General features: G+C 35.9%; 25 protein-coding genes and 1 pseudogene. 13 read left to right on the top strand and 13 right to left on the bottom strand.

Annotated features, from left to right (window positions below):
- Positions 1 to 188: 188 nt before the first annotated feature.
- From BXY82_RS10355 to BXY82_RS10335, 5 genes are all read left to right on the top strand, one after another.
- Positions 189 to 530, top strand: a complete 342-nt coding sequence (locus tag BXY82_RS10355; protein ID WP_133758123.1) for a hypothetical protein — start codon at positions 189 to 191, stop codon at positions 528 to 530.
- A gap of 50 nt (positions 531 to 580) precedes the next feature.
- Positions 581 to 919 (top strand): cupin domain-containing protein, encoded by a 339-nt coding sequence (locus BXY82_RS10350; protein ID WP_133758122.1) that lies wholly within the window; start codon positions 581 to 583, stop codon positions 917 to 919.
- 20 nt (positions 920 to 939) lie between these two features.
- On the top strand, positions 940 to 3,168 hold the full coding sequence (locus tag BXY82_RS10345; protein WP_133758121.1) for a nitric-oxide reductase large subunit: 2,229 nt from the start codon (positions 940 to 942) through the stop codon (positions 3,166 to 3,168).
- Positions 3,169 to 3,393: 225 nt separating this feature from the next.
- Positions 3,394 to 3,963, top strand: a complete 570-nt coding sequence (locus tag BXY82_RS10340; RefSeq protein ID WP_133758120.1) for a Crp/Fnr family transcriptional regulator — start codon at positions 3,394 to 3,396, stop codon at positions 3,961 to 3,963.
- Between the two features lie 69 nt (positions 3,964 to 4,032).
- Positions 4,033 to 4,773, top strand: a complete 741-nt coding sequence (locus BXY82_RS10335; RefSeq protein WP_133758119.1) for an acyl-CoA desaturase — start codon at positions 4,033 to 4,035, stop codon at positions 4,771 to 4,773.
- 19 nt (positions 4,774 to 4,792) lie between these two features.
- Here BXY82_RS10335 and BXY82_RS10330 read toward each other — a convergent pair whose 3' ends face one another.
- The 3 genes from BXY82_RS10330 to BXY82_RS10320 form a co-directional block, all read right to left on the bottom strand.
- A complete protein-coding gene (locus BXY82_RS10330) occupies positions 4,793 to 6,106 on the bottom strand; it encodes a DEAD/DEAH box helicase (RefSeq protein ID WP_133758118.1) in 1,314 nt (437 codons plus the stop codon).
- Entirely contained in the window at positions 6,106 to 7,452 is a 1,347-nt protein-coding gene (locus BXY82_RS10325; RefSeq protein ID WP_133758117.1) for a DEAD/DEAH box helicase, read from the bottom strand. Before BXY82_RS10325 ends, BXY82_RS10330 begins: the two co-directional genes overlap by 1 nt.
- Positions 7,453 to 7,566: 114 nt before the next feature.
- The gene (locus BXY82_RS10320) at positions 7,567 to 8,577 is read right to left on the bottom strand and encodes an LLM class flavin-dependent oxidoreductase (RefSeq protein ID WP_133758116.1); all 1,011 of its coding nucleotides are present in this window, start codon (positions 8,575 to 8,577) and stop codon (positions 7,567 to 7,569) included.
- 266 nt (positions 8,578 to 8,843) lie between these two features.
- Here BXY82_RS10320 and BXY82_RS10315 point away from each other — a divergent pair, with 266 nt between their 5' ends.
- The gene (locus BXY82_RS10315) at positions 8,844 to 9,068 is read left to right on the top strand and encodes a CDGSH iron-sulfur domain-containing protein (RefSeq protein WP_133758115.1); all 225 of its coding nucleotides are present in this window, start codon (positions 8,844 to 8,846) and stop codon (positions 9,066 to 9,068) included.
- 98 nt (positions 9,069 to 9,166) lie between these two features.
- Here the strand turns inward: BXY82_RS10315 and BXY82_RS10310 are convergent, their stop codons facing one another.
- Positions 9,167 to 9,538 carry a hypothetical protein gene (locus BXY82_RS10310; protein WP_133758114.1) on the bottom strand — a complete coding sequence of 124 codons (372 nt, stop codon included), beginning with the start codon at positions 9,536 to 9,538 and terminating at the stop codon, positions 9,167 to 9,169.
- Positions 9,539 to 9,736: 198 nt separating this feature from the next.
- On the opposite strand from BXY82_RS10310, the gene BXY82_RS15455 reads away from it, so the two are divergent.
- A complete protein-coding gene (locus BXY82_RS15455; RefSeq protein ID WP_166643289.1) occupies positions 9,737 to 9,886 on the top strand; it encodes a flagellar basal body-associated FliL family protein in 150 nt (49 codons plus the stop codon).
- A 170-nt stretch (positions 9,887 to 10,056) separates the two neighbouring features.
- Here BXY82_RS15455 and BXY82_RS10305 read toward each other — a convergent pair whose 3' ends face one another.
- A complete protein-coding gene (locus BXY82_RS10305) occupies positions 10,057 to 10,626 on the bottom strand; it encodes a DUF2490 domain-containing protein (RefSeq protein WP_133758113.1) in 570 nt (189 codons plus the stop codon).
- A 76-nt stretch (positions 10,627 to 10,702) separates the two neighbouring features.
- Positions 10,703 to 11,143 carry a PepSY-like domain-containing protein gene (locus BXY82_RS10300; protein ID WP_133758112.1) on the bottom strand — a complete coding sequence of 147 codons (441 nt, stop codon included), beginning with the start codon at positions 11,141 to 11,143 and terminating at the stop codon, positions 10,703 to 10,705.
- 193 nt (positions 11,144 to 11,336) lie between these two features.
- On the opposite strand from BXY82_RS10300, the gene BXY82_RS10295 reads away from it, so the two are divergent.
- From BXY82_RS10295 to BXY82_RS10285, 3 genes are all read left to right on the top strand, one after another.
- Positions 11,337 to 12,011, top strand: a complete 675-nt coding sequence (locus tag BXY82_RS10295) for a response regulator transcription factor (RefSeq protein WP_133758111.1) — start codon at positions 11,337 to 11,339, stop codon at positions 12,009 to 12,011.
- A complete protein-coding gene (locus tag BXY82_RS10290) occupies positions 12,008 to 13,282 on the top strand; it encodes a sensor histidine kinase (protein WP_133758110.1) in 1,275 nt (424 codons plus the stop codon). Before BXY82_RS10295 ends, BXY82_RS10290 begins: the two co-directional genes overlap by 4 nt.
- A gap of 84 nt (positions 13,283 to 13,366) precedes the next feature.
- Entirely contained in the window at positions 13,367 to 14,233 is an 867-nt protein-coding gene (locus tag BXY82_RS10285; protein WP_133758109.1) for an SdiA-regulated domain-containing protein, read from the top strand.
- Between the two features lie 13 nt (positions 14,234 to 14,246).
- On the opposite strand, the gene BXY82_RS10280 is transcribed toward BXY82_RS10285, so the two are convergent.
- Positions 14,247 to 14,615, bottom strand: a complete 369-nt coding sequence (locus BXY82_RS10280; RefSeq protein ID WP_133758108.1) for a hypothetical protein — start codon at positions 14,613 to 14,615, stop codon at positions 14,247 to 14,249.
- 281 nt (positions 14,616 to 14,896) lie between these two features.
- Between BXY82_RS10280 and BXY82_RS10275 the strand changes: the two genes are divergently transcribed.
- Positions 14,897 to 15,160 carry a YtxH domain-containing protein gene (locus BXY82_RS10275; RefSeq protein ID WP_133758107.1) on the top strand — a complete coding sequence of 88 codons (264 nt, stop codon included), beginning with the start codon at positions 14,897 to 14,899 and terminating at the stop codon, positions 15,158 to 15,160.
- An 80-nt stretch (positions 15,161 to 15,240) separates the two neighbouring features.
- Here the strand turns inward: BXY82_RS10275 and BXY82_RS10270 are convergent, their stop codons facing one another.
- The 6 genes and pseudogenes from BXY82_RS10270 to BXY82_RS10245 form a co-directional block, all read right to left on the bottom strand.
- A complete protein-coding gene (locus tag BXY82_RS10270; RefSeq protein WP_133758106.1) occupies positions 15,241 to 15,864 on the bottom strand; it encodes a hypothetical protein in 624 nt (207 codons plus the stop codon).
- A 141-nt stretch (positions 15,865 to 16,005) separates the two neighbouring features.
- Positions 16,006 to 16,944: a pyridoxal-phosphate dependent enzyme gene (locus BXY82_RS10265; RefSeq protein ID WP_133758105.1), complete on the bottom strand. Its 939-nt coding sequence runs from the start codon at positions 16,942 to 16,944 to the stop codon at positions 16,006 to 16,008.
- A gap of 23 nt (positions 16,945 to 16,967) precedes the next feature.
- Positions 16,968 to 17,891 carry an EamA family transporter gene (locus BXY82_RS10260; RefSeq protein ID WP_133758104.1) on the bottom strand — a complete coding sequence of 308 codons (924 nt, stop codon included), beginning with the start codon at positions 17,889 to 17,891 and terminating at the stop codon, positions 16,968 to 16,970.
- A gap of 220 nt (positions 17,892 to 18,111) precedes the next feature.
- A complete protein-coding gene (locus BXY82_RS10255) occupies positions 18,112 to 18,531 on the bottom strand; it encodes an OsmC family protein (RefSeq protein WP_133758103.1) in 420 nt (139 codons plus the stop codon).
- 32 nt (positions 18,532 to 18,563) lie between these two features.
- Positions 18,564 to 18,941, bottom strand: a pseudogene (locus tag BXY82_RS15705) (GlcG/HbpS family heme-binding protein); the annotation flags it as partial.
- Between the two features lie 39 nt (positions 18,942 to 18,980).
- Entirely contained in the window at positions 18,981 to 20,375 is a 1,395-nt protein-coding gene (locus BXY82_RS10245; RefSeq protein ID WP_133758102.1) for an NAD-dependent succinate-semialdehyde dehydrogenase, read from the bottom strand.
- A gap of 359 nt (positions 20,376 to 20,734) precedes the next feature.
- Here BXY82_RS10245 and BXY82_RS10240 point away from each other — a divergent pair, with 359 nt between their 5' ends.
- Together BXY82_RS10240 and BXY82_RS10235 are read left to right on the top strand one after the other, a co-directional pair.
- The gene (locus BXY82_RS10240) at positions 20,735 to 21,028 is read left to right on the top strand and encodes a hypothetical protein (RefSeq protein ID WP_133758101.1); all 294 of its coding nucleotides are present in this window, start codon (positions 20,735 to 20,737) and stop codon (positions 21,026 to 21,028) included.
- Between the two features lie 31 nt (positions 21,029 to 21,059).
- Positions 21,060 to 21,983, top strand: a complete 924-nt coding sequence (locus BXY82_RS10235; protein ID WP_133758100.1) for a mechanosensitive ion channel family protein — start codon at positions 21,060 to 21,062, stop codon at positions 21,981 to 21,983.
- Positions 21,984 to 22,102 lie beyond the last annotated feature (119 nt).

The raw sequence follows: 22,102 nt of genomic DNA, 5'->3' as shown, positions 1-22,102 counted from the left end.
CGGATTTTTTTTTAAAGTATGACTTTTAAATAATATAATCTGTCATTGCCGTCTGCTCAGCCATTATAGTAACTTAATTTATTGACATTCAACCCTATAAATTACCATGAAAAATACTCATAATTTTATATAGGATAAAATTGTCCTTTATAGATTTTTGATTTACTTTTGCAGACTAAATCACCACTATGTTTTCTAAGTCTTGTGAGTACAGATTAAGACCCGTCATTTTCAGAGCAAAACCATCGTATTTTGGAGGAAAAGTGAATGTAACAACTATTTTAAAAGCGGAAGACTTCCCTCCTGCTTTTAAAGCTAAAATTTTAGTGCAAATGGCAAAGTGCAATCTCTTTGAATCTGTAAAAAGTTTATATAACCGCTTTTTTATAGTGCGTGAAACTCGGAGGAGTGTTTTTCTAAAGATTAGAAAAGAACTTAAACATAATACACAACATCACACTGAAAGTGTTGGCCACAGCCATAAAATTTCAGTCATTCCACGCAAAAACTTAAATCATTTACATCAATAAAGGACAAAAAGACCTTTTTATACTAATTAACATTTAGATATTTTTTATTTATGAAAACAGCATCACTAACAGATCAATTGGTTTATAAATCAGACAAGCCAGCAGTCACTGTTCTCCTAGAGAGCAACCACTCAAAGGAAATTAGAATTGCCATGCGCAAAGGCCACCAAATGAAAGAACATAAAGCCCCCTCTTCTATTGTTGTAGAGATTTTTGAAGGAGCGATAGATTTTGGTGTCAATGGTCAAACACTACAACTAAAAAAGGGAGATCTCATCACTTTAGATCCAAACGTGCCTCACGATTTACACTGTACCCAAGACGCTATTATACGCCTATCGTTGTCAAAAAATGACAGTGTTGAGCGCGTCAATAATGTTGTTGCCTAACTTAAAACCTACTAGAACACATGAGAAAAATTTGGATCGCATTTATCAGCGTAGTCGTATTATCATTCGTCGTCCTAATCTGGATTGGGACTGAAGTGTATCAAACCCAACCTCCCATTCCTGAACAGGTGATTGTTAAAGAAACCAATTCAGTTGTTTACACCAAGGCCGATATTCAGATTGGTCAAAATGTATGGGAGTCCATTGGCGGTATGGAAGTTGGCTCTATTTGGGGTCACGGAAGTTATGTAGCTCCTGATTGGACGGCAGATTGGATACATAAAGAAGCAGTTTATATGCTGGAGCATTGGGCACAAAAGGATTACAATACTGCTTATGACGACCTTGATGTGGAAAAAAAGGCAGCCATCAAGGCCCGCTTAATTAAGGATGTTAAGACGAACACCTTCAACCCTACTACCAAAACCATCACTATATCTCAGGTGCGCTGGGATGCTATTTCAGAAAACATCAAACATTATAGTTCTATTTTTTCTGAAGGCCATGAGCAATATGCCATTCCGAAAGGTGCTTTAACCGATACTGAAAAATTAGGACAGCTTAATGCCTTTTTGTTTTGGACGTCTTGGGCGGCAAGCACCAATCGGCCAGAAAAAGATTACACCTATACATCCAACTGGCCACATGAGCCTTTAATTGACAATTTAATTACTGATGATTCACTAATTTGGTCAGGATTGTCCATTGTATTGCTGTTATTGTTCATCGGGATCTTAACCTACTATTATTTAAGAAATCACGAAAAAGGTGAAATATTAGAAAAACCAGGTTTAGATCCGTTATCCAAATTACAATTGGTGGGCTCTCAAAAAGCGGTGTTAAAATACTTTATAGTCATTTCATTATTGATTGGCTTGCAAGTTATATTAGGAGCTCTGACCGTGCATTATACAGTTGAGGGACAAGCGTTTTTTGGTTATGATTTGTCACGATTTTTACCTTATTCCATCACCAGAACCTGGCATACACAGTTGGCCATCTTTTGGATTGCTGCCACTTGGTTAGCTACTGGACTCTTCTTGGCACCGATGATTTCTGGTAAAGAAATGAAATATCAAGTTTTTGGAATCAATTTTCTATTCTTTGCCTTACTAATTATAGTGTTAGGCTCTATGCTTGGAGAATGGTTGGGGGTACATCAGTTTCTCGATTTAACCACCAATTTTTTCTTTGGGCATCAAGGCTATGAGTATATGGATTTAGGCCGTTTTTGGCAATATGTCTTAGCCATTGGCCTTGTATTATGGGTGATCATGGTGGGAAGACATTTAATGTACGCCATTAATAAGAAAGATGAATCTAGAGATCTTGTAATCATCTTGCTTGTGTCAGTGGTGGCCATTGGCTTATTCTTTTTCTCTGGATTAATGTATGGAGAAAACAGCAGTCTCCCAGTTATCAATTATTGGAGGTGGTGGTTAGTTCACTTATGGGTGGAAGGCTTCTTTGAAGTGTTTGCAACCGTAGTGATCGCCTTTATATTTTCGAGAATGAAAGTGATTTCCACAAAAACTGCAGGTCGTGTCTCTGTAGCGTCTGCAGCCATCTTTTTAGCTGGTGGTATTATTGGAACATTACACCATTTGTACTACTCCGGAACACCTGTACAGGCCATAGCGCTAGGCGCTACATTCAGTGCGCTAGAAGTAGTGCCTTTAACCTTAATGGGGTTTGAAATTAGAGAGAACTGGAACCTGTTAAAAAGTCAAGATTGGATTCAAAAATACAAATGGCCCATCTTTTTCTTTATTGCTGTTGCCTTTTGGAATTTTATTGGTGCCGGTGTATTCGGGTTCTTGATTAATCCGCCAATTGCACTGTACTATATACAAGGTTTGAATACCACCGCCGTCCATGCACATACCGCTTTATTTGGTGTTTATGGCATGTTAGGTATGGGCTTCATTATTATTTGTCTTCGTTTTTATTCTGATCGTATATGGGAAAACACAAAATTGAAACGCGCTTTCTGGTTGTTAAACATTGGATTGGTAGCTATGGTTGTTTTTAGTTTATTACCTATAGGAATTATTCAAGCGTATACATCCATAACACAAGGCTATTCATTTGCGAGAGATGCAGATTTATTATACTCTCCTGTAGTCCAAACCTTAAAATGGTTACGCATGATTGGCGATGTTATTTTCTCAGTGGGAATTTTTTACTTCTGTTGGTTTACGATAGATGAAACATTATATAACTTTAAAAGAAAAAAAGTAGGACATTAAATATATTAAAACACTTAAAAAAGGTCAGTAGCATATACTGACCTTTTTTATATTTCCATAATGCTAATTCAACTTTATATCTTGGTTCATAACCATTTTGGTGATGAGACATTATTTGCAACATCAGTGCGATCATCTATCATGTTTTAAACCTCTAAGTTTGAAATTGTCAAACCAAGCCAAATCCTTATCTTTGCACCTTCGTAAAACCCTCATAACAGCACCGTGAATCAAATCAGAGCTTATCTTGATCAAATTGCCATTATAGCCGACGAAGATTGGGATTTTTTCACTTCAAAATTGCACCGTCGTGTTATTCCTAAAAAGTCCGTTTTTTTAAAAGTCAATGAGATTGAAAATTATATTTCATTCATTGAATCAGGTGTTGTACGTTTATTTATACCTAAAGACAATCCAGAAAAAGAAATCACTTTTGGTTTTAGTTTTAAAGATCAGTTTGTCAGTGCATATGACTCCTTTCTAACCCAAACACCGTCCGCTTATCAGGTTCAAGCACTCACGGAGACAACACTTTTGAGCATCTCTTATGACGACTTACAAGAAGTTTATAAAACCACACAAATTGGCAACCTCATTGGTCGCTTAACAGCGGAACGACTCTTTTTAATCAAATCTAAACGTGAGCAGAACCTATTAAACCTTAGTGCTGAAGAGCGCTATATGAAGCTCTTTAAGGAACGCCCAGAACTCCTAAAAGTTATTCCGTTAAAATACATCAGCTCATATATTGGCATTACAGCTCAGGCACTTAGCCGAATTAGAAAACGTTTATAATAAGATTACTTGACCTAGGTTCATTGTTTTGCGACTGCTATCAGTTTACCTTTGTAAAAAAAGTTTTTTATGGTAATTGTTATTTTCGTTTTAGTACTTTGGTACGGCGGCCTATTCTTTCAGTCATTCTTTTTACACCGCTACGCTGCACATCAAGTGTTCACGATGTCTAAAACAATGGAACGCATCACTTTTGTACTCACTTGGATTTTTCAAGGTTCCAGTTATTTGAGTGCCTATGGTTACGGCATCATGCACCGTATGCACCATGCTTATACAGATACTGAAAAAGATCCACACTCCCCTTCTTACGACGATAATTTATTCGCGATGATGTGGAAAACGAAAACTATCTATCAAGATATTAACGATCAACGGGTAGAAGTAGATCAGAAATTCACTAAAAATGTACCACAATGGGCTGCCTTTGATAAGTTTGCAGGCTCTCGTTTTTCAAGATTGCTTTGGATAACCTTTTATGTTTTAGTATTTGTATACTTCGCAACGGCATGGTGGCAATGGCTTTTACTTCCTGTTACTTTTTTAATGGCGCCAATCCACGGTGTAATCATCAATTGGTTTGGACATATTTATGGCTATGTCAATTATAAAATGAAAAACACCAGTAAGAATTTATTCCGTTTTGATTTTTTAATGATGGGTGAAGGCTATCACAATAACCACCACAGACACGCCAGTAGAGCAAACTTTGGCGTAAAATGGTATGAAATTGATATGACTTACTTAGTTATTAGAATCTTGGATGCCGTAGGTATAATTCGCTTGAAACCGATCAGAATTAAAGAATAATAAGGGTTCATATCTCTAATTACAATACCCTTATCCTTACTTTTTTCTTCTTCAAGCGCGTATTGTCCAGAAGGCTGACGATGCGTTTAGCTTCATTTAGTGGCACAGCAATAAATGCACAATCTTGTTTGAGCTCAATAGTACCCAATTGCTCCTGCGTAAGTCCTCCTTGTTTCATAAAAAGCCCCACAATATCGCCTTTTGAGATTTTATCTTTTCGGCCACCGGAAATAAATAGGGTTTCCCATTGTGGTGCTGTAACAGGTGCCTTTTTGGAAATCTTTATACCTTGAGCATCGTTGACAAAATCTGGCAAGGTTTCATCACTACCTTTTAAAATATATGCCGTTCCTTTACTATTGACTCTCGCAGTTCTACCATTTCTATGGATGAATTCTTCCTTATGTTTTGGTAATGCGTAATGAATGATGAATTTAAGCTCAGGAATGTCAATCCCCCTCGAGGCCAAATCCGTCGCTAACAATATTTGACTCGTGCCATTTCTAAAAGTGATAAGAGATCGTTCTCTATCCTGCTGCTCCATACCTCCAGAAAAAGCCGAATGACTTATATTGTTGCGCTTTAAAAAGTGACTCAATCGGTCTATATCTTCTCTCAAATTACAAAATATGATGCCTTGCTCATTACCAATATGGTGTAAAAGCTCTAGTAGTATAGGTAGTTTATTTGGCTTTTGAGACACCACGGTTCTAATAGATAGTGTAGATTTACGTTTAACATTTAGATAATTAACAGTTACGGGTTTATCCAAACGCACAAATCCTGGAATTTTTTCAAGTTGAGTGGCACTCGTAAGGATGCGCTTATTAATACTTGGTAACTGACCAATTATATGTTTCATCTCGTCCTCAAATCCATCTTCAAGAGATTTATCGAACTCATCTAAAATAAGTGTTTTTATACTTTTCTTCGAAAAACGATCGGCATCAAAATGATCCAAAATTCGACCAGGCGTACCAATTAAAACCGCTGGTGTATGCTTCAGCTCAATTTTATCTTTAGCCATTGGCCTTCCACCATAAACTGCATTAATCTTAAACCCAGAACCCATATTTCTAGCGACTTGCTCAATTTGAATGGCGAGTTCTCGCGATGGCACAATGATTAATGCCTGAACATCACTTTCTGTTGGATCTAGTGTATCTAATAATGGTAATAAAAACGCCAATGTTTTTCCTGTGCCTGTTGGGGACAATAAAATGGTGTTGACGTTTTCTGAAATTACGGAAATGGCCTCCTCCTGCATTGGGTGCAAGGTTTGGATATTTAATTTATCTAAAATATCCTGTTGGTCTTTGATTGTATTTGCCATTATTTTTTATTCTTTTTAGGTGACTTAGAAACTGCTGGTTTAGGCGTTTCAATATGAGATTGTGCCAAGTAATTCGCCAGGATTTTATCCACCAACTCCTCTTTGGTTAAATGATGAAAAACAGTTTTAATCTTCGATTTTAGATCTTCCGAAACGTCTCGATTAGGCTTGGTCTTGAATATTTTTTTGGCCCATAAAAGGGTGTTATTCTCTTCAATACTTTGGGCGTCTGCTTTTTTAATTGTGCTGAAAACAATGCCTAGTTCATTCTCAAAATCGGCAATATCTTCAACTTCTTCCTGTTGCAGAATGGTTAAGGATAATCCTTTAGCACCTGCTCTTGCCGTACGCCCACTTCTATGCACATAAGCTTCATAAGTGTCCGGCAAATGATAATTGACTACGTAGGAGACTTCTTTAACATCAATACCACGCGCTGCCAGATCTGTAGCTACTAAAATATCAATATACCCTTCCCTAAATTGCCCCATAATCCGATCGCGAATCCCCTGAGTCAAACTCCCGTGAAGCGCTCCGGAAGGAAATTTATTGATAGCTAAATTTTTGGCTAGCTTATTAACAGCTGCTTTCGTTTTACAAAAGATGATACCGCGTTCACCTTCTTTTGAATTTAAAAAATGTAGCAATACCTCCAATTTCTCAATAGGCTCCACCACCACATATTGATGATCTATACCCTGATGTCCAACAGATGCCATATCAGCTTCTATATGTAACACATGTTTTGACATGTAATTTTGAACCAATTGTTTGATGGCTCCAGGCATGGTAGCAGTGAACAATAGGGTACGTCTCGATTTTGGAATGCTTTTAATGATGGCGTCGACCTCATCTTTTAAAGTGCTGACCATTTCATCTGCTTCATCCAAAACTAAATATTGAATATTCTTGAGATCAATGGCACCACGTTTAACCAAGTCAAGTAATCTTCCTGGAGTTGCAATTACGATATGAGTGGTCAATTTTAAACGTTCTATTTGCGATTTGATGGGGATTCCGCCACAAACGGAAGCTATAGAAAGTTGTGAGCTTTCTCCAGCAATGGCAGTAATATTATTAAAAATTTGTTGTCCTAATTCTCTTGTAGGTGCTAAAATTAGGGCTTGTACAGCCGTGTTTTCAGCATCAATTAATTGCAACAAAGGCAAACCAAAAGCTGCAGTTTTCCCGGTTCCAGTTTTTGCCAATACCACAACATCTTCGTTCTGATTTAGAATAACTGGAATGGTTTTTATTTGAATTTCTGTAGGTACAGAAATGTTTAAAATTTTTAAACTTTGTTGTAATTGATTATTGATACCTAAATCAGAAAATGATTGCGACATAAAAATATTTTTGGCAAAGATAACCACACTTTTGCAGAGAATGACATGGTATGGGATATTAATGCCTTGGTAAGGTCTTACACTAATATGAAATGGTCTTAAATGTGGCTCAATTTACTCTTCATTCAACTCCTCCATAATCTCCGCAAACAATTCGTAAGAACGAATCCTGTCTTGAATATCATAAATGTTGGTTACCGCAATAAGCTCATCTACTTTGTGAGTCTCTAAGAAATCCTTCACTTGGGCTTTAACGGTTGCTTTGCTACCTATAAAGGAATATTTCAACATTTGATGCACTTGCGGATGCGCCATAATTTCTCTATACTCCTGAGTCATGGCAGTTGGTGGCTGCATATAATCGCGCTTCCCTGTAAATATGCCTAAAAACATTCGGATTAAAGACGTGGCAAAACTTTCGGCTTCAGCATCGGTTTCTCCAATAATAATATTTACCCCCGCCATAACATACGGCGCAGCTAAGACCTCTGAAGGTTGAAATTCCTTTCTATAAATCGCTATTGCTTCTTCCAAATGGCGCGTTGCAAAATGACTTGCAAAAGAGTAAGGCAATCCTTTTCTGGCGGCCAAATGAGCACTATCAGTACTTGAACCTAAAATATATAGTGGTACATCAACCCCTTCTGCTACAGTAGCTCTAATTTTAGAGTGTGCGTTGTCCGTTGAGAAATATTGTTGAATGGCATCCAAGTCCTCAGGAAAAGAATGTGCAGCTTGCATAAAATCCGATCTGATAGCCTGTGCTGTCTCCCTATCAGTTCCTGGTGCCCTACCTAACCCTAAGTCAATCCGGTTAGGATATAAGGAACCTAAAGTCCCAAACTGCTCGGCCACAATTAACGGCGAATGGTTAGGAAGCATTATCCCGCCAGAGCCTATCCGCAAGGTATTTGTACCTTCCGCAATATATCCTATAAGCACAGAGGTAGCACTACTGCCAATATTGACCGCGTTGTGATGTTCAGCGAGCCAGAAACGAGTATAATCATAACGCTCTGCGTGTTGCGCCAATAAAAGTGAATTATTAAAGGTTTGTTTGAGGCTGTGACCTTCGGAAACGAGAGCCAAATCTAATATGGAATACGCAGTGGTGGTAAATTTCATGTGGCATAGAATATTTAATGACTAGGGCCTAAGATGGTTTGAAATCACTAAATTAAGGCATTTACCGCACTCTTTCTGTTAGTGCTTTGTTAATCCTTGCAAAGCATACAAACTTTGAAGTTAAGACCTAATAAAATTCAATTTCTACATCCAAGTCTTTGTTTAATAGTTGGTCAACTGCCCAAACTTAATGTTTCACTTCTAAATTGAAAAACTTAGCCTAAATTAGCATAATATATCCTAACAAAATATCTAATATAATTGCTATGAGTAAAACAATCCTAAAAGTTAACAACAATGGCTCATTAAGAGTTGAAGGAGATTTCGAAATTGTAGATAAAGATGGTAATGCATATGATTTAGGCGGTAGAGATGTGATCTCTCTATGTAGATGTGGTCTATCTGCCAATAAACCATTTTGTGACGGCTCACATCGCAACCATTTTGAGCATGATGCGGTAGCCTTTGCGCTACCCCCTAAAAAGGTGTGATTTACAGAGTAAAGGGAGTGTTTTACATGGCATATAGTCTTTACCAGACTTAAACTTTATTATGACTCATTAAACACTCCCATTATACTGACAATTGACTATTCTTTTGGCCAATTTTTAACATCATCATTGGCAATAACTAAATCATTGATCAGTGATGTCAAATAAACGGTTGCATTGGTAAGCGCTTGTGCATTTGCCTCTAGTAAGGTATTAACCTCAAAGAGCTGCTCCTCTTTTTCAGCTTCTGTGCGCCCCAATTTAAAACTCTGTATATCCGTTAATTGGGCATTAAGTCGTCGCTTTTCCTTTTTTAATTGATCGAGCTTGATCCGATGATTTCTAATCATGTTTTCAATGGTACATACTTTATGGACTGTTGTTAAACTGTCCAACTGTCGTTTATAATCAATTTGGGCTACTGATCTTATTGAAAACAACATGAGGATCATTATAATATATGGCTTCATTTTTCTGTGTTTTAAGGCGTTGCAAAATTATACAATTTCCATATTTAAAAAATGATTTCATGCTTATTTTAATGAATATTATGAAAGAATTTTTAATAGTATCAAATCATTAGTTTTTATGTTGGAGTTAGCTGACATTAATCATTTTTAATATGTGCGTAAAGGTTTAATTTTGGATGACAACTTAATATAAATACGATGTATCAACCAACATTTTTAGATGCCAATTGGAACAATGGCGTAATAATGATCATAATTTTTGCACTGGTGTGCATTGCCTTAGTAGGCATAATTATAAGCTTTATGATGAGTGGCAAAAAAACTGATGATTCTGAACAGCCGGAATAAAGCATTAGTCTGTCATAGATCTGGCTTGTGTGGGATGAAGATTATTTTAAAAATTGTTATAGCTCAAGGCCCAATTCGGCAGAAATAAAAATTTCATGTTGTAATTGCTGTGTAAAATTCTCCAATTGATATTCTAAACCTATTTGGAATGAGGAACTTGTATTCAACGTCTATTCAACACCCATGCCAACCCGCTGCTCTAATTCTGGCTTTTGAGTTTTAGCTAGTTCTAACAGACTTTCAGTTTCAATTGTCACGTACGTCTCGTAAACTTGCTTTGGCGTCAATGGAATTTTATAGTTTAATTGGTATCTAAATCGGTGTTTTGAAACTGACGTATATAGTCGTTGCTCAATGCGCCACCTATGATGTATTTGTAAATTTTTGGAAGAAGGGCTATAGGCCAACTCTTGTTGCAGCCTGAACTCATTTTTTTTGGTAGTATCAAACGTATGTTCTGAACGGAATTGTAGCCCAAATCCAATAGCATATTGTGCGTTCCATTGGAATTCAGATAAATGGGAGATATCAATTTGCTTCATCTTAAAGACTAATTTATCATTATGATATATACTATTTCTGCTTTCAATTCCAAAATTATGACTGTACTTCGAACTGACTTGATATGATAGCGAAATTGATGGTTCAAAATAACTTGATAAGGTATTCTGCGACCTTGTTTTTAAAGATAAAAAAAGGATAATCAATATTAGTAAAACGCGATACTCTGATATATACATTAAAAATTTATATTATAAAAAAAGGGATAGAAACGCTGTTTCAATCCCTTTAATTAAATCACTACACTATAATAAATTAATCTTCTAAATCGCTGATCACTTTTCCCGTAGCATCTATAATCAGCTTACGTTCTTTTAACCAACCCTTTTCAATTTCAATCTCATATGTTTTTTCTCCATTCATTTCAAGCACATCTATTGAATCGATTTTGTAATCGGTATATGCATCCTTAACAGCTTTTGCAACGGCTGCAGGCAATTCACCTTCTGAAATTTCCATTTCCGACTTTACAACAGCCCCGTTGCTATCATACCATATATCCCGTTCCATGTTATTGACTTCAAACTCTACTTTATAGTGCTCAGCTTTTTTTTCCCATTCCACATCAGTTGCGTTATTATGGGCAGTAGAAAACGCATTTTGTACTACAGCTGGTACTTCATTAGTTTTTAAATCTTGTGCACTAATAGTTGCTGTTGCAAATAATAGTACAGCGGCTATTTTTAAATTTTTCATGATATTATTATTTTAATTTGATACAAAGAAAGGGCCCAAAACTGTAACAAATTAGGAATAACAATTTTTATATGTTAAGCTTTTCTAAAATTCTATTTATCCACCGTTGCACCAAAACCATTTTGATTATTTTAGAAGTATTCCTAAATGATTATAGTTTTCAATAGTAAGATTGCAACAAAAAACGCTCTTTATGAAATTATTGATTATAGAAGACGAACCCGAAATGTTGGAGAATATGAGGCAGACCTTGGAACGTCAACATTATATTGTAGAAACGGCTACTGATTATTCTGCTGCGCTTCATAAAATTGGGGTTTATGATTATGATTGTATTTTGTTGGATATTACATTACCTGATGGCAATGGATTAGAATTATTAAAAACTTTGAAGGCTTCTGGGAAAGATGAAGGTGTAATTATTGTCTCTGCCAAAGACTCATTAGACGATAAATTGGCAGGTCTGAATTTAGGTGCTGATGATTATCTACCAAAACCCTTTCATATGTCTGAACTTCATGCACGGGTAAAAGCGGTGTTAAGACGTCGTCATTTTGATGGCAACCCTCATATTAGTATTGGTAATGTATCCATTTTTCCTGAAACCAGAGAAGTCATGGTTGAGAACCAACCCTTAGTGCTAAACCGAAAAGAGTATGATATCTTGATGTACCTGATTACTAATAAAAAAAGATTGGTAACCAAAACAGCCTTAGCAGAACATGTGTGGGGAGATCATATTGACCAAGCAGACAGTTTTGATTTTATTTATTCACAAATTAAGAATCTCAGAAAAAAACTTGAGCATGCCACCATAACTATTGAAGCAGTGTACGGTGTAGGTTATAAACTTGAGGTCATCTCATGAAATTACTCAATCATACTACAAAATACCTAGCCATCCTATTGGTGCCACTCATCACAATATGGGCATTTATATTTTATTATGCCATGCTTGATGAAATTTATGATAGTCTGGATGATGGGCTGGACAATCAAAAGGTATTGCTTTTGCAGCGGTTACCAGCAAACCCTGAAATATTGGAACATAAGGACCTAGAGCTATGGAACCACAGTATTACCCCTATTTCTAGACAGTATTACGATAAGTTTGAAACGCGGTATTCTGACACTTTAATGTATATGCTCAACGAAAAAGATTTTGAACCTGTACGAGTTTTTGAAACCAAAATGAAATATAATGACGCGTATTATAAGATAAAATTCATAACGTCTATGGTAGAAGAGGATGACTTAATTAGGGACTTAGTAACCTATCTGATTGTGTTATATCTCTCGCTTATGATTACCATTATTGTATTAAACAATTTGATGCTCAAAAAAATTTGGAAACCTTTTCATAGTCTAATGTCACAATTGCCAAATTTTAGAATTGAAAAAAACCACCAGATCAAAACAAAAGACACCACGATAGAAGAGTTTAAGTTACTCAATCAATCCATCACCACTTTAATAGATCAAAGCAGGGCGCGGTATTTAGAGCAACAGCATTTTATTGAAAACGCATCACATGAACTACAAACACCTTTGGCAATTAGCATCAATAAATTGGAGTTATTTTTGGAAAATACCAATTTATCAGAGGCAGAGTTCAAAACCTTAGCTTCTATATTAGACGATTTAGGACGATTAACCCGCCTAAACAAATCCTTACTGTTACTGTCAAAAATAGAAAATAAACAATTCATAGATGAGCAACCCATAGATTTTAATCAACTAATTGCCACTATAACCGAAGATTTTCAAGACTTAGCTTCACACAAACACATCAATTTAAAGATTGATTATCGCGCACGGCTAAAGTTTGAAATGAATAAAGACCTGGCCATTGTATTATTGACCAATTTGATAAAAAATGCCATTGTACATGGTTCACAGAATAATACCGTGACCATTATAGTCCATCAAAATTCAATTGTGATAAGTAATTTTGGTAGTCCTATTGCTTTAGATACTAACCTGATATTTTCACGTTTCAAAAAAATTAGTGTTGATAAAAAATCTACAGGATTAGGACTTGCGATTGCAAAGGCAATTTCAGAAAAATATGCGATCGAACTTTTATACTCGTTCAAAGATCAGCACTATTTCAATTTATATTTTCCAAAGGGTGGTTAATTTTGTATTAAATATGGAGGTTTAGTAAATTATTCCTAATTCTTTTCAGTTTTAAAATAGAACTTTGACACAGAAATTTACATTATGAAAAAATCAACAATTTATATAGGATTTTTTGTGGCTCTTCTAATTGGAATAGCGGTTATTGGATTTGCAAAAGTGAATGATGCAAACGCTGAATTGAAAAAAGGCAGTGCTAATTACACCATAGAAAAAACTTGGGAGCTGCCCTCAGATCTTGATGAAGTTAGTGGCATTGTGTGGTTAGATAATAAAACTATTGCTTGTGTACAGGATGAAGACGGTATTGTATACATATATGATTTAAATACCAAAACAATCACGAGGAAAATTCCATTTGCAGATCATGGCGATTTTGAAGCTATTGCTCGTTATAAAAATGATTTATACGTGATGCAAAGTGATGGTTTGCTCTATGAAATTAAAGATTGGGATAGCGAAAAAAAATCAGTAAGCTCATATCAAACTGATTTCGAATCATCAAACAATATAGAATCTCTTACCTATTCAAATAAGGAAGGTACACTGTTGACCGTACCTAAAGACACGGATTTAAAAGACGATTATAAAGGTATTTACAGTATTTCATTGTCCAGCCAAAATATGGATAGAAATTCGCCCACATATAAAATAGAAATGGCCTCAGATATACTAAAACCTTTCAGACATAAAAAACTTCAGAAAACTTTCTATCCATCTGAAATTGCTGTGCATCCCACTACCAAAGAGATTTATATTTTAGAAGGAAGAAATCCGAAATTACTAATAATGGACCCCCAAGGCACACCAAAGTGGGCTTATAAATTGGACGAACTAAACTTCCCACAACCAGAAGGAATGACATTTAGTGCCACTGGCGATCTCTATATCTCAAACGAATCAGCGGGCGGACCTGCAACCATTCATTTGGTAAAATTAAAATTTAAATAAGTTATTTGCCCAACTAATCCTCTTTTACTTTTATAACTTTTAAGGGCTGAATCGTACTTTTAAGTCGTTTATAAACTCTGTGTTGCGCTTGGGTCAGTATATCGCTCATGGCTAAGGTTTCATTCGCCTGAAGTTCTAATAACGCATCTAACTCCTCACGTCCCTCATTGTTATTTTTGATCTTTTGGGCTAGTTTCAAATAATCGGCAACCTTATTTTTGAACAACGGAAATTGAATTCCCGTAAGGCCTAAATGCTTATCATAGGCATTTGTTATTCTATCGGCTTCATGTTTTATACTCGGGCTATCTACGCCATCAGGAATCTGAGCACATATTGAACTTGAAAATAAGAGTATTAGGACTGTAATTACATTTTTCATATTTTGTTTTTTTCTAAATTAAAACATTACAACCTAATAATCAATTCTATACTCAGTTTTATAAGCAAATTAACTTACTAAGCTAGCTGAATTGGTTAGATTATATTATTATTTTTTATGTTTGGATACCGATGTGTGAAGGCCAATAAATAAGATGTCTATAAACTTCTTAAAACTTTCTTAATAAGCTATTAAAGTTCTCACAATCAATTAAAATATTTATTCTTTAATCTAAAAATAGCTTATCTTTAAAGAACAAAATCAAACTAAAAACTTAAATAATGAAAAGACAGCAAGGAAAAGGGTTATTGGCCTTATTAGGACTTGGAGCAGGTGTTTTTGCCTGGTGGAAATATAAAAACTTATCTCCTGAACAGAAAAATAAACTTCATTCCAAAGTTAACGACGTAGGTCAAAAGGTTAAAGATACATACACTGAAGTTGAATCTTCAGTAAAATCAAACCTAGACAGCTTAAAAAATAGCGCTCAAAACGTTAAATCGGATGTGAAGACTGACGTGAATGAGTTAGCTAATAAAAGCTAATCGAATGCTTGTAAAAGTACTAAAACCCACAAATTGTGGGTTTTTTTTATGACAAAAAATAAATGACGTTCGAAATCAATTTAATTTTGTGCAATCTGCATTACAGACTTGTCAAGAATGATATTCTTCCTGGCCACAGAGATGTTGCCCTTCTTTTCCAATTTAAGTATTGAGTCAAATCCCTTTTTGGCTAGTTTTTTTCTGCAAGATTTTCTTAGTAATGGGTCATTGTCAAAAACAAGATCATTGGCTTGTACCACCATGCCTGTTGGGGTTTTAATTGCCAAATGAATACGTTTTAGAGTATTACTTCTTCGCTCTTTCCCAGGAACAAAAGTATAGAAAGTATAACTTCCATCAGCTTGTGTTTTTACCCACGCTTGATGAAACACATAGCGCTTATCTGCTTTATTTTTCAATTGATATTGTCCATGCTCATCTGACTGCGTAATATATAAAATAACATTCTGGGCTGGTGTCATCCCATCACTCATATATACTGTTCCAGTAATTTTTAAAGGATTGGATTTTGAATTAAAATCCGGTACTGAATCGATACTATTCAAAACTGTTTCTGAATAATCAAAAATGGGATGACGATCTTGATAATTAACTGATTCTTCCGAACCAGGTTCTTGTGCGTTAACTCCAAAACCTGTCGTAAACCCCAATACCATTATGAGAATAAAATTTAGATTTTTCATATGTCAACTACCTATTAATTACTTCAAAATTAAAGGATTGACTAATGTTTAAGTAAAAAAACATATAAACGCTTGATTTAAACGTTAAAAGGTAAGCAAATTACATAAACGTCAATTATTGACGATTAAAAACCAGATGGCTCATGAAAATTTGATAGTTTCTAGATCAACATTACCCCCAGAAAGTATAATAGCAACGTGTTGATCTTTAAAATAGTCTCTATTTTTTAATACCGCTGCAAAAGCCACTGCACTGGATGGTTCGACAACTATTTTTAAGCGCTCCCAAAGTAATTTCATAGCTTGGATAATTTCCTGTTCTTCTACACAAATAATATGATCAACGTATTGCTGTATGATAGGGAAATTAATATCACCTAGTTGTGTTCTCAATCCGTCAGCAATAGTATGACTGACTTCATTTTTTTCAATTTGACCAGTTTGCATTGATCTATAGGCATCATCCACAACTTTGGGTTCTCCCCCAATGGTTTTACAATCCACACCAAAGAAATGTGAAGATAATGCAGTGCCGGCTATCAATCCTCCTCCACCAACAGGCGACACAATCATCTGTAAATTAGGATGAGCTTGTAAGAGCTCCATTCCCACTGTAGCATTTCCTAAAATAACGTTCAAATTGTTGGAAGGATGAATAAATGTTGCGCCTCTTTCAGCAACAATTTTTGCAGCGGCTGCTTCCCTAGCAGCAATGGTTGCAGCGCATAACGTAATATTTCCACCGTAACCCACGACTGCTTCACTTTTAACCTTTGGGGCATTGTCTGGCATTACTATATATGCAGGGACATTTAAAATTTTAGCTGCCAAAGACAAGGCTTGTGCAAAATTACCTGAAGAATGTGTAACAACCCCTCGCTCCTGCTGTTCAGTGGACAATTGTAAAATAGCATTAACAGCACCACGCATTTTAAAGGCTCCCATTTTCTGAAAATTCTCGCATTTAAAATACAATTTTGCACCGGACATATCATCCAATAAATGTGATGTAAATATTGGCGTGTTGTGTACATAGGGTAAAATGCGCGCTCTTGTGTTATGTAAAGTCTGTTTATCCATGACTGCTTAAAACTTAAAGATATTTAAATTCTATTACGGAAACGAGCAAAAAGCACGAGTTTTTTCTTTGTATTGATAAAATAGACCCCTGTCAGTAAAACAATGGCTGCAATTATGGATTGTGTCGTAATTACCTCGTTTAGGAAATACCATCCTAACAATAAAGCTATAATGGGGTTGACGTAGGTGGAAGTGGCTACCTTTTCTGGAGATACCCTTTTGAGCAAAAAATTAAATGAGGTAAAGGCCACAATGCTGCCAAAAACAATTAACAATCCCATGGACATCTGAACTTTTTCACTCCAAATATGTGGTGAACTCCATGTTTCTCCAAATAACAAGCTGAACACTATTAACATTATACCACCTGCAAACATTTGATAACCGGTATTGACGAAATAATTGGAAGGCAAATCAGCCTTACCCACAAACAAACTGCCTGCAGCCCAACTTACCATACAGACAAAAATCATGATCATCCCCAATATAGATCCTTCTTTACTTACCACTTCATTTTGACTGACCAATAAATAAATACCAATAACACCTAAAATGACGCCTAATAGAGACATGGCCTTAATCTTTTTTCCTTGAAATATGCGCATCAAAATCAACACTACCAACGGTTGCGCAGAAATCTCCAAAGCTGCAAACCCAGAATCTACGTATTTAAGTGCCCACACCACAATGCCGTTACCAAAAGTTAAAAACAAAAATCCAGCAATCACTGTATTGAGGAACTGTCTTTTAGTAATAGCTAAAGATTTTCCCATAAGTTTAGCAATTATAAAAATGAGGATGCCGGCTGTTACAAATCGCATAGAAGCCAACATAAATGGTGGTAGCTCTGTTACTGCAATTTTGTTGAGTAAATAAGTAGAACCCCAAATAACATAAATAGAAAAAAAAGCGAGTATTATTAAAAATGTATTTTTTGAACTGCTCATAAGGTATAAAGTGGAAAAGTGACGAAAAGTAATGCGCAAAAATACAAAAAGAGACGTTGCATCGCCTCTTTTAAAATTGTTATTTATCGGATGGATTTAGTAGTGCAATACGACCATTTCAATCATAAATTTGTATAGGCATTGGCTTCATTAACAGAAATAAAAATTTAGATAAATCTATCCAAATACCTTGATGCAATGTTAGATAAATCAGGATGACTTAACTTTCAAAAGAAGTTTTTAACGATATATCAGCATTCAACAATTTAGATACCGGACAATTCTCTTTAGACTTTGTGGCCAATTCATTAAACTTGTCTTTATCCATACCAGGCACTTTACCTTTAAGATCCAATTCAATTTGTGGTATGCTCCCGTCTTCAAAATAGACTCTTGCTTGTGTATCTAAACTTTCTGCTGTAAATCCCTCCTCCACTATAAAAAAGCTCAATTGCATTGTGAAGCAACCTGCGTGGGCCGCTCCGATTAATTCCTCCGGATTGGTACCAACCGCATCTTCAAATCGTGTTTTGAAGGCATAAGGAGCTTCTTTTAGCACGCCACTTTCCGTTGTTAATGTTCCTTTACCATCCTTGCCACCACCTTCCCAGTGGGCCTTGGCTGTTCTATTGAATTTCATAATATTATTTTTTTTTTTTTTTTAAATTTAACTTATAATGCTGAAGCACCAGCTGATGCAACCATATGGTCATTTTCAACTAAACTTTCACTCACTCCTATGACATCAATTATCTGTACTTGAGGATCTTTACTTGGTATACCTCTTGGACACGTAATTAAACCGCCATTGGAATACTCAATAGTGTATAGTGACGTCCTACGTTGGGACAAATTACCACCGTCTCCATTGATCATATCAAAAAATTTTCCAGTTTTAGCTTTTTTTAAGGCGATATCTGCATTCCTTAACTATGCGCCATCCATACGGACAAATGCGACCTGATTTGCACTTACACCTACTATAGAGATATTCATTTTTGTATCAATTTCCTGTGCTTTTTCTTTAGCCTTAACTATGATTGCCTCTGCCTGATGTAATGTTCATAAAATTTTATTTTAAATAATTGATTAATCTTTTCTTGGAATATAAATGGATTTTGCATTTACAAACTCACGAATCCCAAATCCGCCATGTTCTCTGCCAAATCCTGAATTTTTAATACCTCCAAATGGCATATTTGGCCTTGCCAATCCGAATGAGTTGATGTTAACCATTCCTGTGTCAAAATGCTCTCTTGCCAATTGGATGGCCTTATCCTCATTATTGGAAAATATGCCCCCACCCAATCCAAATTGACTATCATTGGCAATTCGCATGGCGTCTTCATTGTCTTTGGCCTTAATTAAGGATGCTACAGGTCCAAATAATTCATCATCATAAGCTGGTTGTCCTGGGGTGACGTTTTCTAAAACTGTTGCTGGATAATAATATCCTTTGCCTTCGGGTATTACTCCACCCAAACTAATTTTGGCACCTTTTTTCACACTTTCTTCTACTTGTTCATGGAGCGTTTTTCGTAAATCTTTTCGAGCTAATGGTCCCATCTTAGAAGATTTTTCAGTAGGATCTCCAGTCACTATCGCTTTCATGCCCTCAATAAAAGCGTCCCGAAATTGATCGTATACTTTTTCAGTCACAATAAAACGTTTTGCTGAAACGCAAGTTTCACCATTGTTATAAATACGACCTTGTACACAGGTTTTTGCAGCCAATGCCACGTCAGCATCATCTAGCACTAAATATGCATCATTACTTCCTAATTCCAGAACCGTTTTCTTTAACACAGCACCTGCTTTTTTTCCGATAATTCGGCCAGCTTCAGAGCTACCGGTTAAGGTTACGCCACGCACCAAATCATGTTCAATTATTTTGTCCGATAGGTCATGGTCTACAATAAGTACCTTAAACAAGTCATTTGGTAGTCCAGCCGTATTATAAATCTCTTGCAATAACAAAGCTGAGCCAGTTACATTTTTAGCATGTTTTAATAAAATACCATTTCCTGCCAATAAATTGGCTATAGAATATCTAATGACCTGATAAGTTGGGAAATTCCAAGGCTGAATACCATATATAACACCTATTGGAGAGTATGTTATGATTCCTTTTCCGCCCTCAGCCAGATCTCTTTCCTCATCTTTAAGGTACTTAATACCTTCAGTACCTGTAAACTCACAAATGCCAGCACAAAGCTCTATCTCTTGATGACCTTGCCTTAAGAGCTTCCCCATCTCTTCAGTCATCAATTTTGCCAATTTATCTTTTTGGTTAATTAATTCCTTTCCAATGGATTTAATAATTTTAGCTCGATCTTCAACCGGCCTTGTCCGCCACTCGAGATAAGCGCTATGGCACTCTTCCACCGCTTTAAACGCAGTCTCGCTGGTCATATATGTATAGGTTGCAATCTCCTCCTCAGTTGCCGGATTGACTGTAGCAAATGTTTTTTTATCTGTACTCATAGTGTCTAATTGTGTGTGTTGTTTAAAAATGATGCTGGCGTTGCCTATTAAATGCTTAAACAGTAAGTTGACTGATCAACTGCATCTCTCTCAATCTTTAGTGATTTACTTCACTTTATAGATGAGTTGTTTGTGTTGCGTTGTGTAAAAAACGCTTACCACGACGTGAGTATACCAACAATTCAAAATTATAACCTTAAAAGCTAATTGATTGATGCAACCCATTTAAAACTGAACTCATCTCAAACTCACCACAGACGTCTGTTGATTCTTATAGCATTAAGATTACTATCGAACCGGTTAAATGTTAAACTAATACCGCTGTATCTTAGAAACAGGAAATTATAAATATGACAACTATGGATAATAAAGAGAAAAAAACATATAATTCAGACGTCACCAAACATGATAAAGAAATTCTTGGCGATAAGAAAAAACATCTTAGAACAGACGGGGGTGATGACGCGTTTTTGGATGATGATAATAGAACTATGCCCGTAGATTTTGAAGGAAAGGATTTGGATATTCCCGGTAGGGAACAACCAAATACTAACTCCAAAAGAAAATTGAAAGATGAAGAAAATCAACTCTACAGTCAAGGTGGTCCAGGAAATGAACATTTGGAGGAAACAGATTCAACAGAGATAGATTGAGCTATAAAAGTAGTGTCACTTATATAAACCTATGCAATACGATACAAAAACGGTAACAGAGTCTTTCATTAACTTTTATAACAACTTTATAGACCAACTTCCAGGTATCGGGGTTGGTGTATTAATTGTAGTGTTAGGTTCCCTTATAGCCGGATGGATTGGTCAGTTTGCAAGACGGCGCATATCTGATAGAACCCACGATCCACTTATGAGTAAATTTTTGGGTCAGGCAATTAAGTATGTGCTCATTATATTCGCCATCATGATTGCGTTAAGATCTGCCGGACTGGGTGGAATTGCAACGGCCATACTGACTGCTGCGGGAGCTAGCGCTTTAGTTTTAGGTTTCGCATTTAAGGATATCGGTGAAAATTTTATTGCAGGGGTGATATTGGCATTCAACAGACCATTTGATGTAAATGATACGGTTGAAATAGGAGATAACTTTGGTAAAGTCAAAAATTTGGAGTTTAGGTATACTAAACTAAAAACTTTTGATGGAAAGGATGTTTATATACCAAATAGTGATGTCTTAACAAAACCCGTAACCAACTATACTGAAGATGGCTTTTATAGATGGAATTTTATAATTGGAATCGCCTATGAAGATAATATAGAAGGGGCAAAACAAACCATTATGAATGCCTTAAAAAAAGAGCCGAATGTGATCGAAGATCCTGAACACGTAAATTTTGTCATAGAAGATGAACTTGCGACAAGCACGGTTAACCTAAAGGTCTATTTTTGGGTTGATACCACCGATTTTAGGAGAATGGCATTGATTACTAAAGGAAACGTGGTTAGGAATATTAAAGAAGCATTAGAGGATAATGGCTATTACCTACCAGCCGATATCCAAGAAATAAAACTTTACGGTGGCGAGAAAGGATTTCCAGTAAGATTGGAAAAAAGCGAAACCTCTGTAACCCAAGGAAGCAAAGATTCAGAGCCCTAAATATGAGAGAGCCTACTCGCAATTCATTACACAGTTTAACTTTATCTAAAAAAAAATAAAATGACAGAAAACACTTAACTAACAGATCCTGTTGCATTAACAATGCAAAATGTTAAAAT

Source organism: Gelidibacter sediminis (genome assembly GCF_004364975.1).
GTDB lineage: Bacteria > Bacteroidota > Bacteroidia > Flavobacteriales > Flavobacteriaceae > Gelidibacter > Gelidibacter sediminis.
This window is presented reverse-complemented; position numbering and strand designations above follow the sequence as displayed.

Excerpts from the sequence above, each read along its gene's own strand:
- BXY82_RS10310 (WP_133758114.1), bottom strand. The coding sequence starts at position 9,538 with ATGAAGCCATATATTATAATGATCCTCATGTTGTTTTCAATAAGATCA.
- BXY82_RS10350 (WP_133758122.1), top strand. The coding sequence starts at position 581 with ATGAAAACAGCATCACTAACAGATCAATTGGTTTATAAATCAGACAAG.
- BXY82_RS10355 (WP_133758123.1), top strand. The coding sequence starts at position 189 with ATGTTTTCTAAGTCTTGTGAGTACAGATTAAGACCCGTCATTTTCAGA.
- BXY82_RS10305 (WP_133758113.1), bottom strand. The coding sequence starts at position 10,626 with ATGTATATATCAGAGTATCGCGTTTTACTAATATTGATTATCCTTTTT.
- BXY82_RS10315 (WP_133758115.1), top strand. The coding sequence starts at position 8,844 with ATGAGTAAAACAATCCTAAAAGTTAACAACAATGGCTCATTAAGAGTT.
- BXY82_RS10260 (WP_133758104.1), bottom strand. The coding sequence starts at position 17,891 with ATGAGCAGTTCAAAAAATACATTTTTAATAATACTCGCTTTTTTTTCT.
- BXY82_RS10295 (WP_133758111.1), top strand. The coding sequence starts at position 11,337 with ATGAAATTATTGATTATAGAAGACGAACCCGAAATGTTGGAGAATATG.
- BXY82_RS10235 (WP_133758100.1), top strand. The coding sequence starts at position 21,060 with ATGCAATACGATACAAAAACGGTAACAGAGTCTTTCATTAACTTTTAT.
- BXY82_RS10320 (WP_133758116.1), bottom strand. The coding sequence starts at position 8,577 with ATGAAATTTACCACCACTGCGTATTCCATATTAGATTTGGCTCTCGTT.
- BXY82_RS10245 (WP_133758102.1), bottom strand. The coding sequence starts at position 20,375 with ATGAGTACAGATAAAAAAACATTTGCTACAGTCAATCCGGCAACTGAG.
- BXY82_RS10345 (WP_133758121.1), top strand. The coding sequence starts at position 940 with ATGAGAAAAATTTGGATCGCATTTATCAGCGTAGTCGTATTATCATTC.
- BXY82_RS10270 (WP_133758106.1), bottom strand. The coding sequence starts at position 15,864 with ATGAAAAATCTAAATTTTATTCTCATAATGGTATTGGGGTTTACGACA.
- BXY82_RS10255 (WP_133758103.1), bottom strand. The coding sequence starts at position 18,531 with ATGAAATTCAATAGAACAGCCAAGGCCCACTGGGAAGGTGGTGGCAAG.
- BXY82_RS10330 (WP_133758118.1), bottom strand. The coding sequence starts at position 6,106 with ATGGCAAATACAATCAAAGACCAACAGGATATTTTAGATAAATTAAAT.
- BXY82_RS10290 (WP_133758110.1), top strand. The coding sequence starts at position 12,008 with ATGAAATTACTCAATCATACTACAAAATACCTAGCCATCCTATTGGTG.
- BXY82_RS10240 (WP_133758101.1), top strand. The coding sequence starts at position 20,735 with ATGGATAATAAAGAGAAAAAAACATATAATTCAGACGTCACCAAACAT.
- BXY82_RS10280 (WP_133758108.1), bottom strand. The coding sequence starts at position 14,615 with ATGAAAAATGTAATTACAGTCCTAATACTCTTATTTTCAAGTTCAATA.
- BXY82_RS10325 (WP_133758117.1), bottom strand. The coding sequence starts at position 7,452 with ATGTCGCAATCATTTTCTGATTTAGGTATCAATAATCAATTACAACAA.
- BXY82_RS10275 (WP_133758107.1), top strand. The coding sequence starts at position 14,897 with ATGAAAAGACAGCAAGGAAAAGGGTTATTGGCCTTATTAGGACTTGGA.
- BXY82_RS10300 (WP_133758112.1), bottom strand. The coding sequence starts at position 11,143 with ATGAAAAATTTAAAAATAGCCGCTGTACTATTATTTGCAACAGCAACT.
- BXY82_RS10285 (WP_133758109.1), top strand. The coding sequence starts at position 13,367 with ATGAAAAAATCAACAATTTATATAGGATTTTTTGTGGCTCTTCTAATT.
- BXY82_RS10265 (WP_133758105.1), bottom strand. The coding sequence starts at position 16,944 with ATGGATAAACAGACTTTACATAACACAAGAGCGCGCATTTTACCCTAT.
- BXY82_RS10335 (WP_133758119.1), top strand. The coding sequence starts at position 4,033 with ATGGTAATTGTTATTTTCGTTTTAGTACTTTGGTACGGCGGCCTATTC.
- BXY82_RS15455 (WP_166643289.1), top strand. The coding sequence starts at position 9,737 with ATGTATCAACCAACATTTTTAGATGCCAATTGGAACAATGGCGTAATA.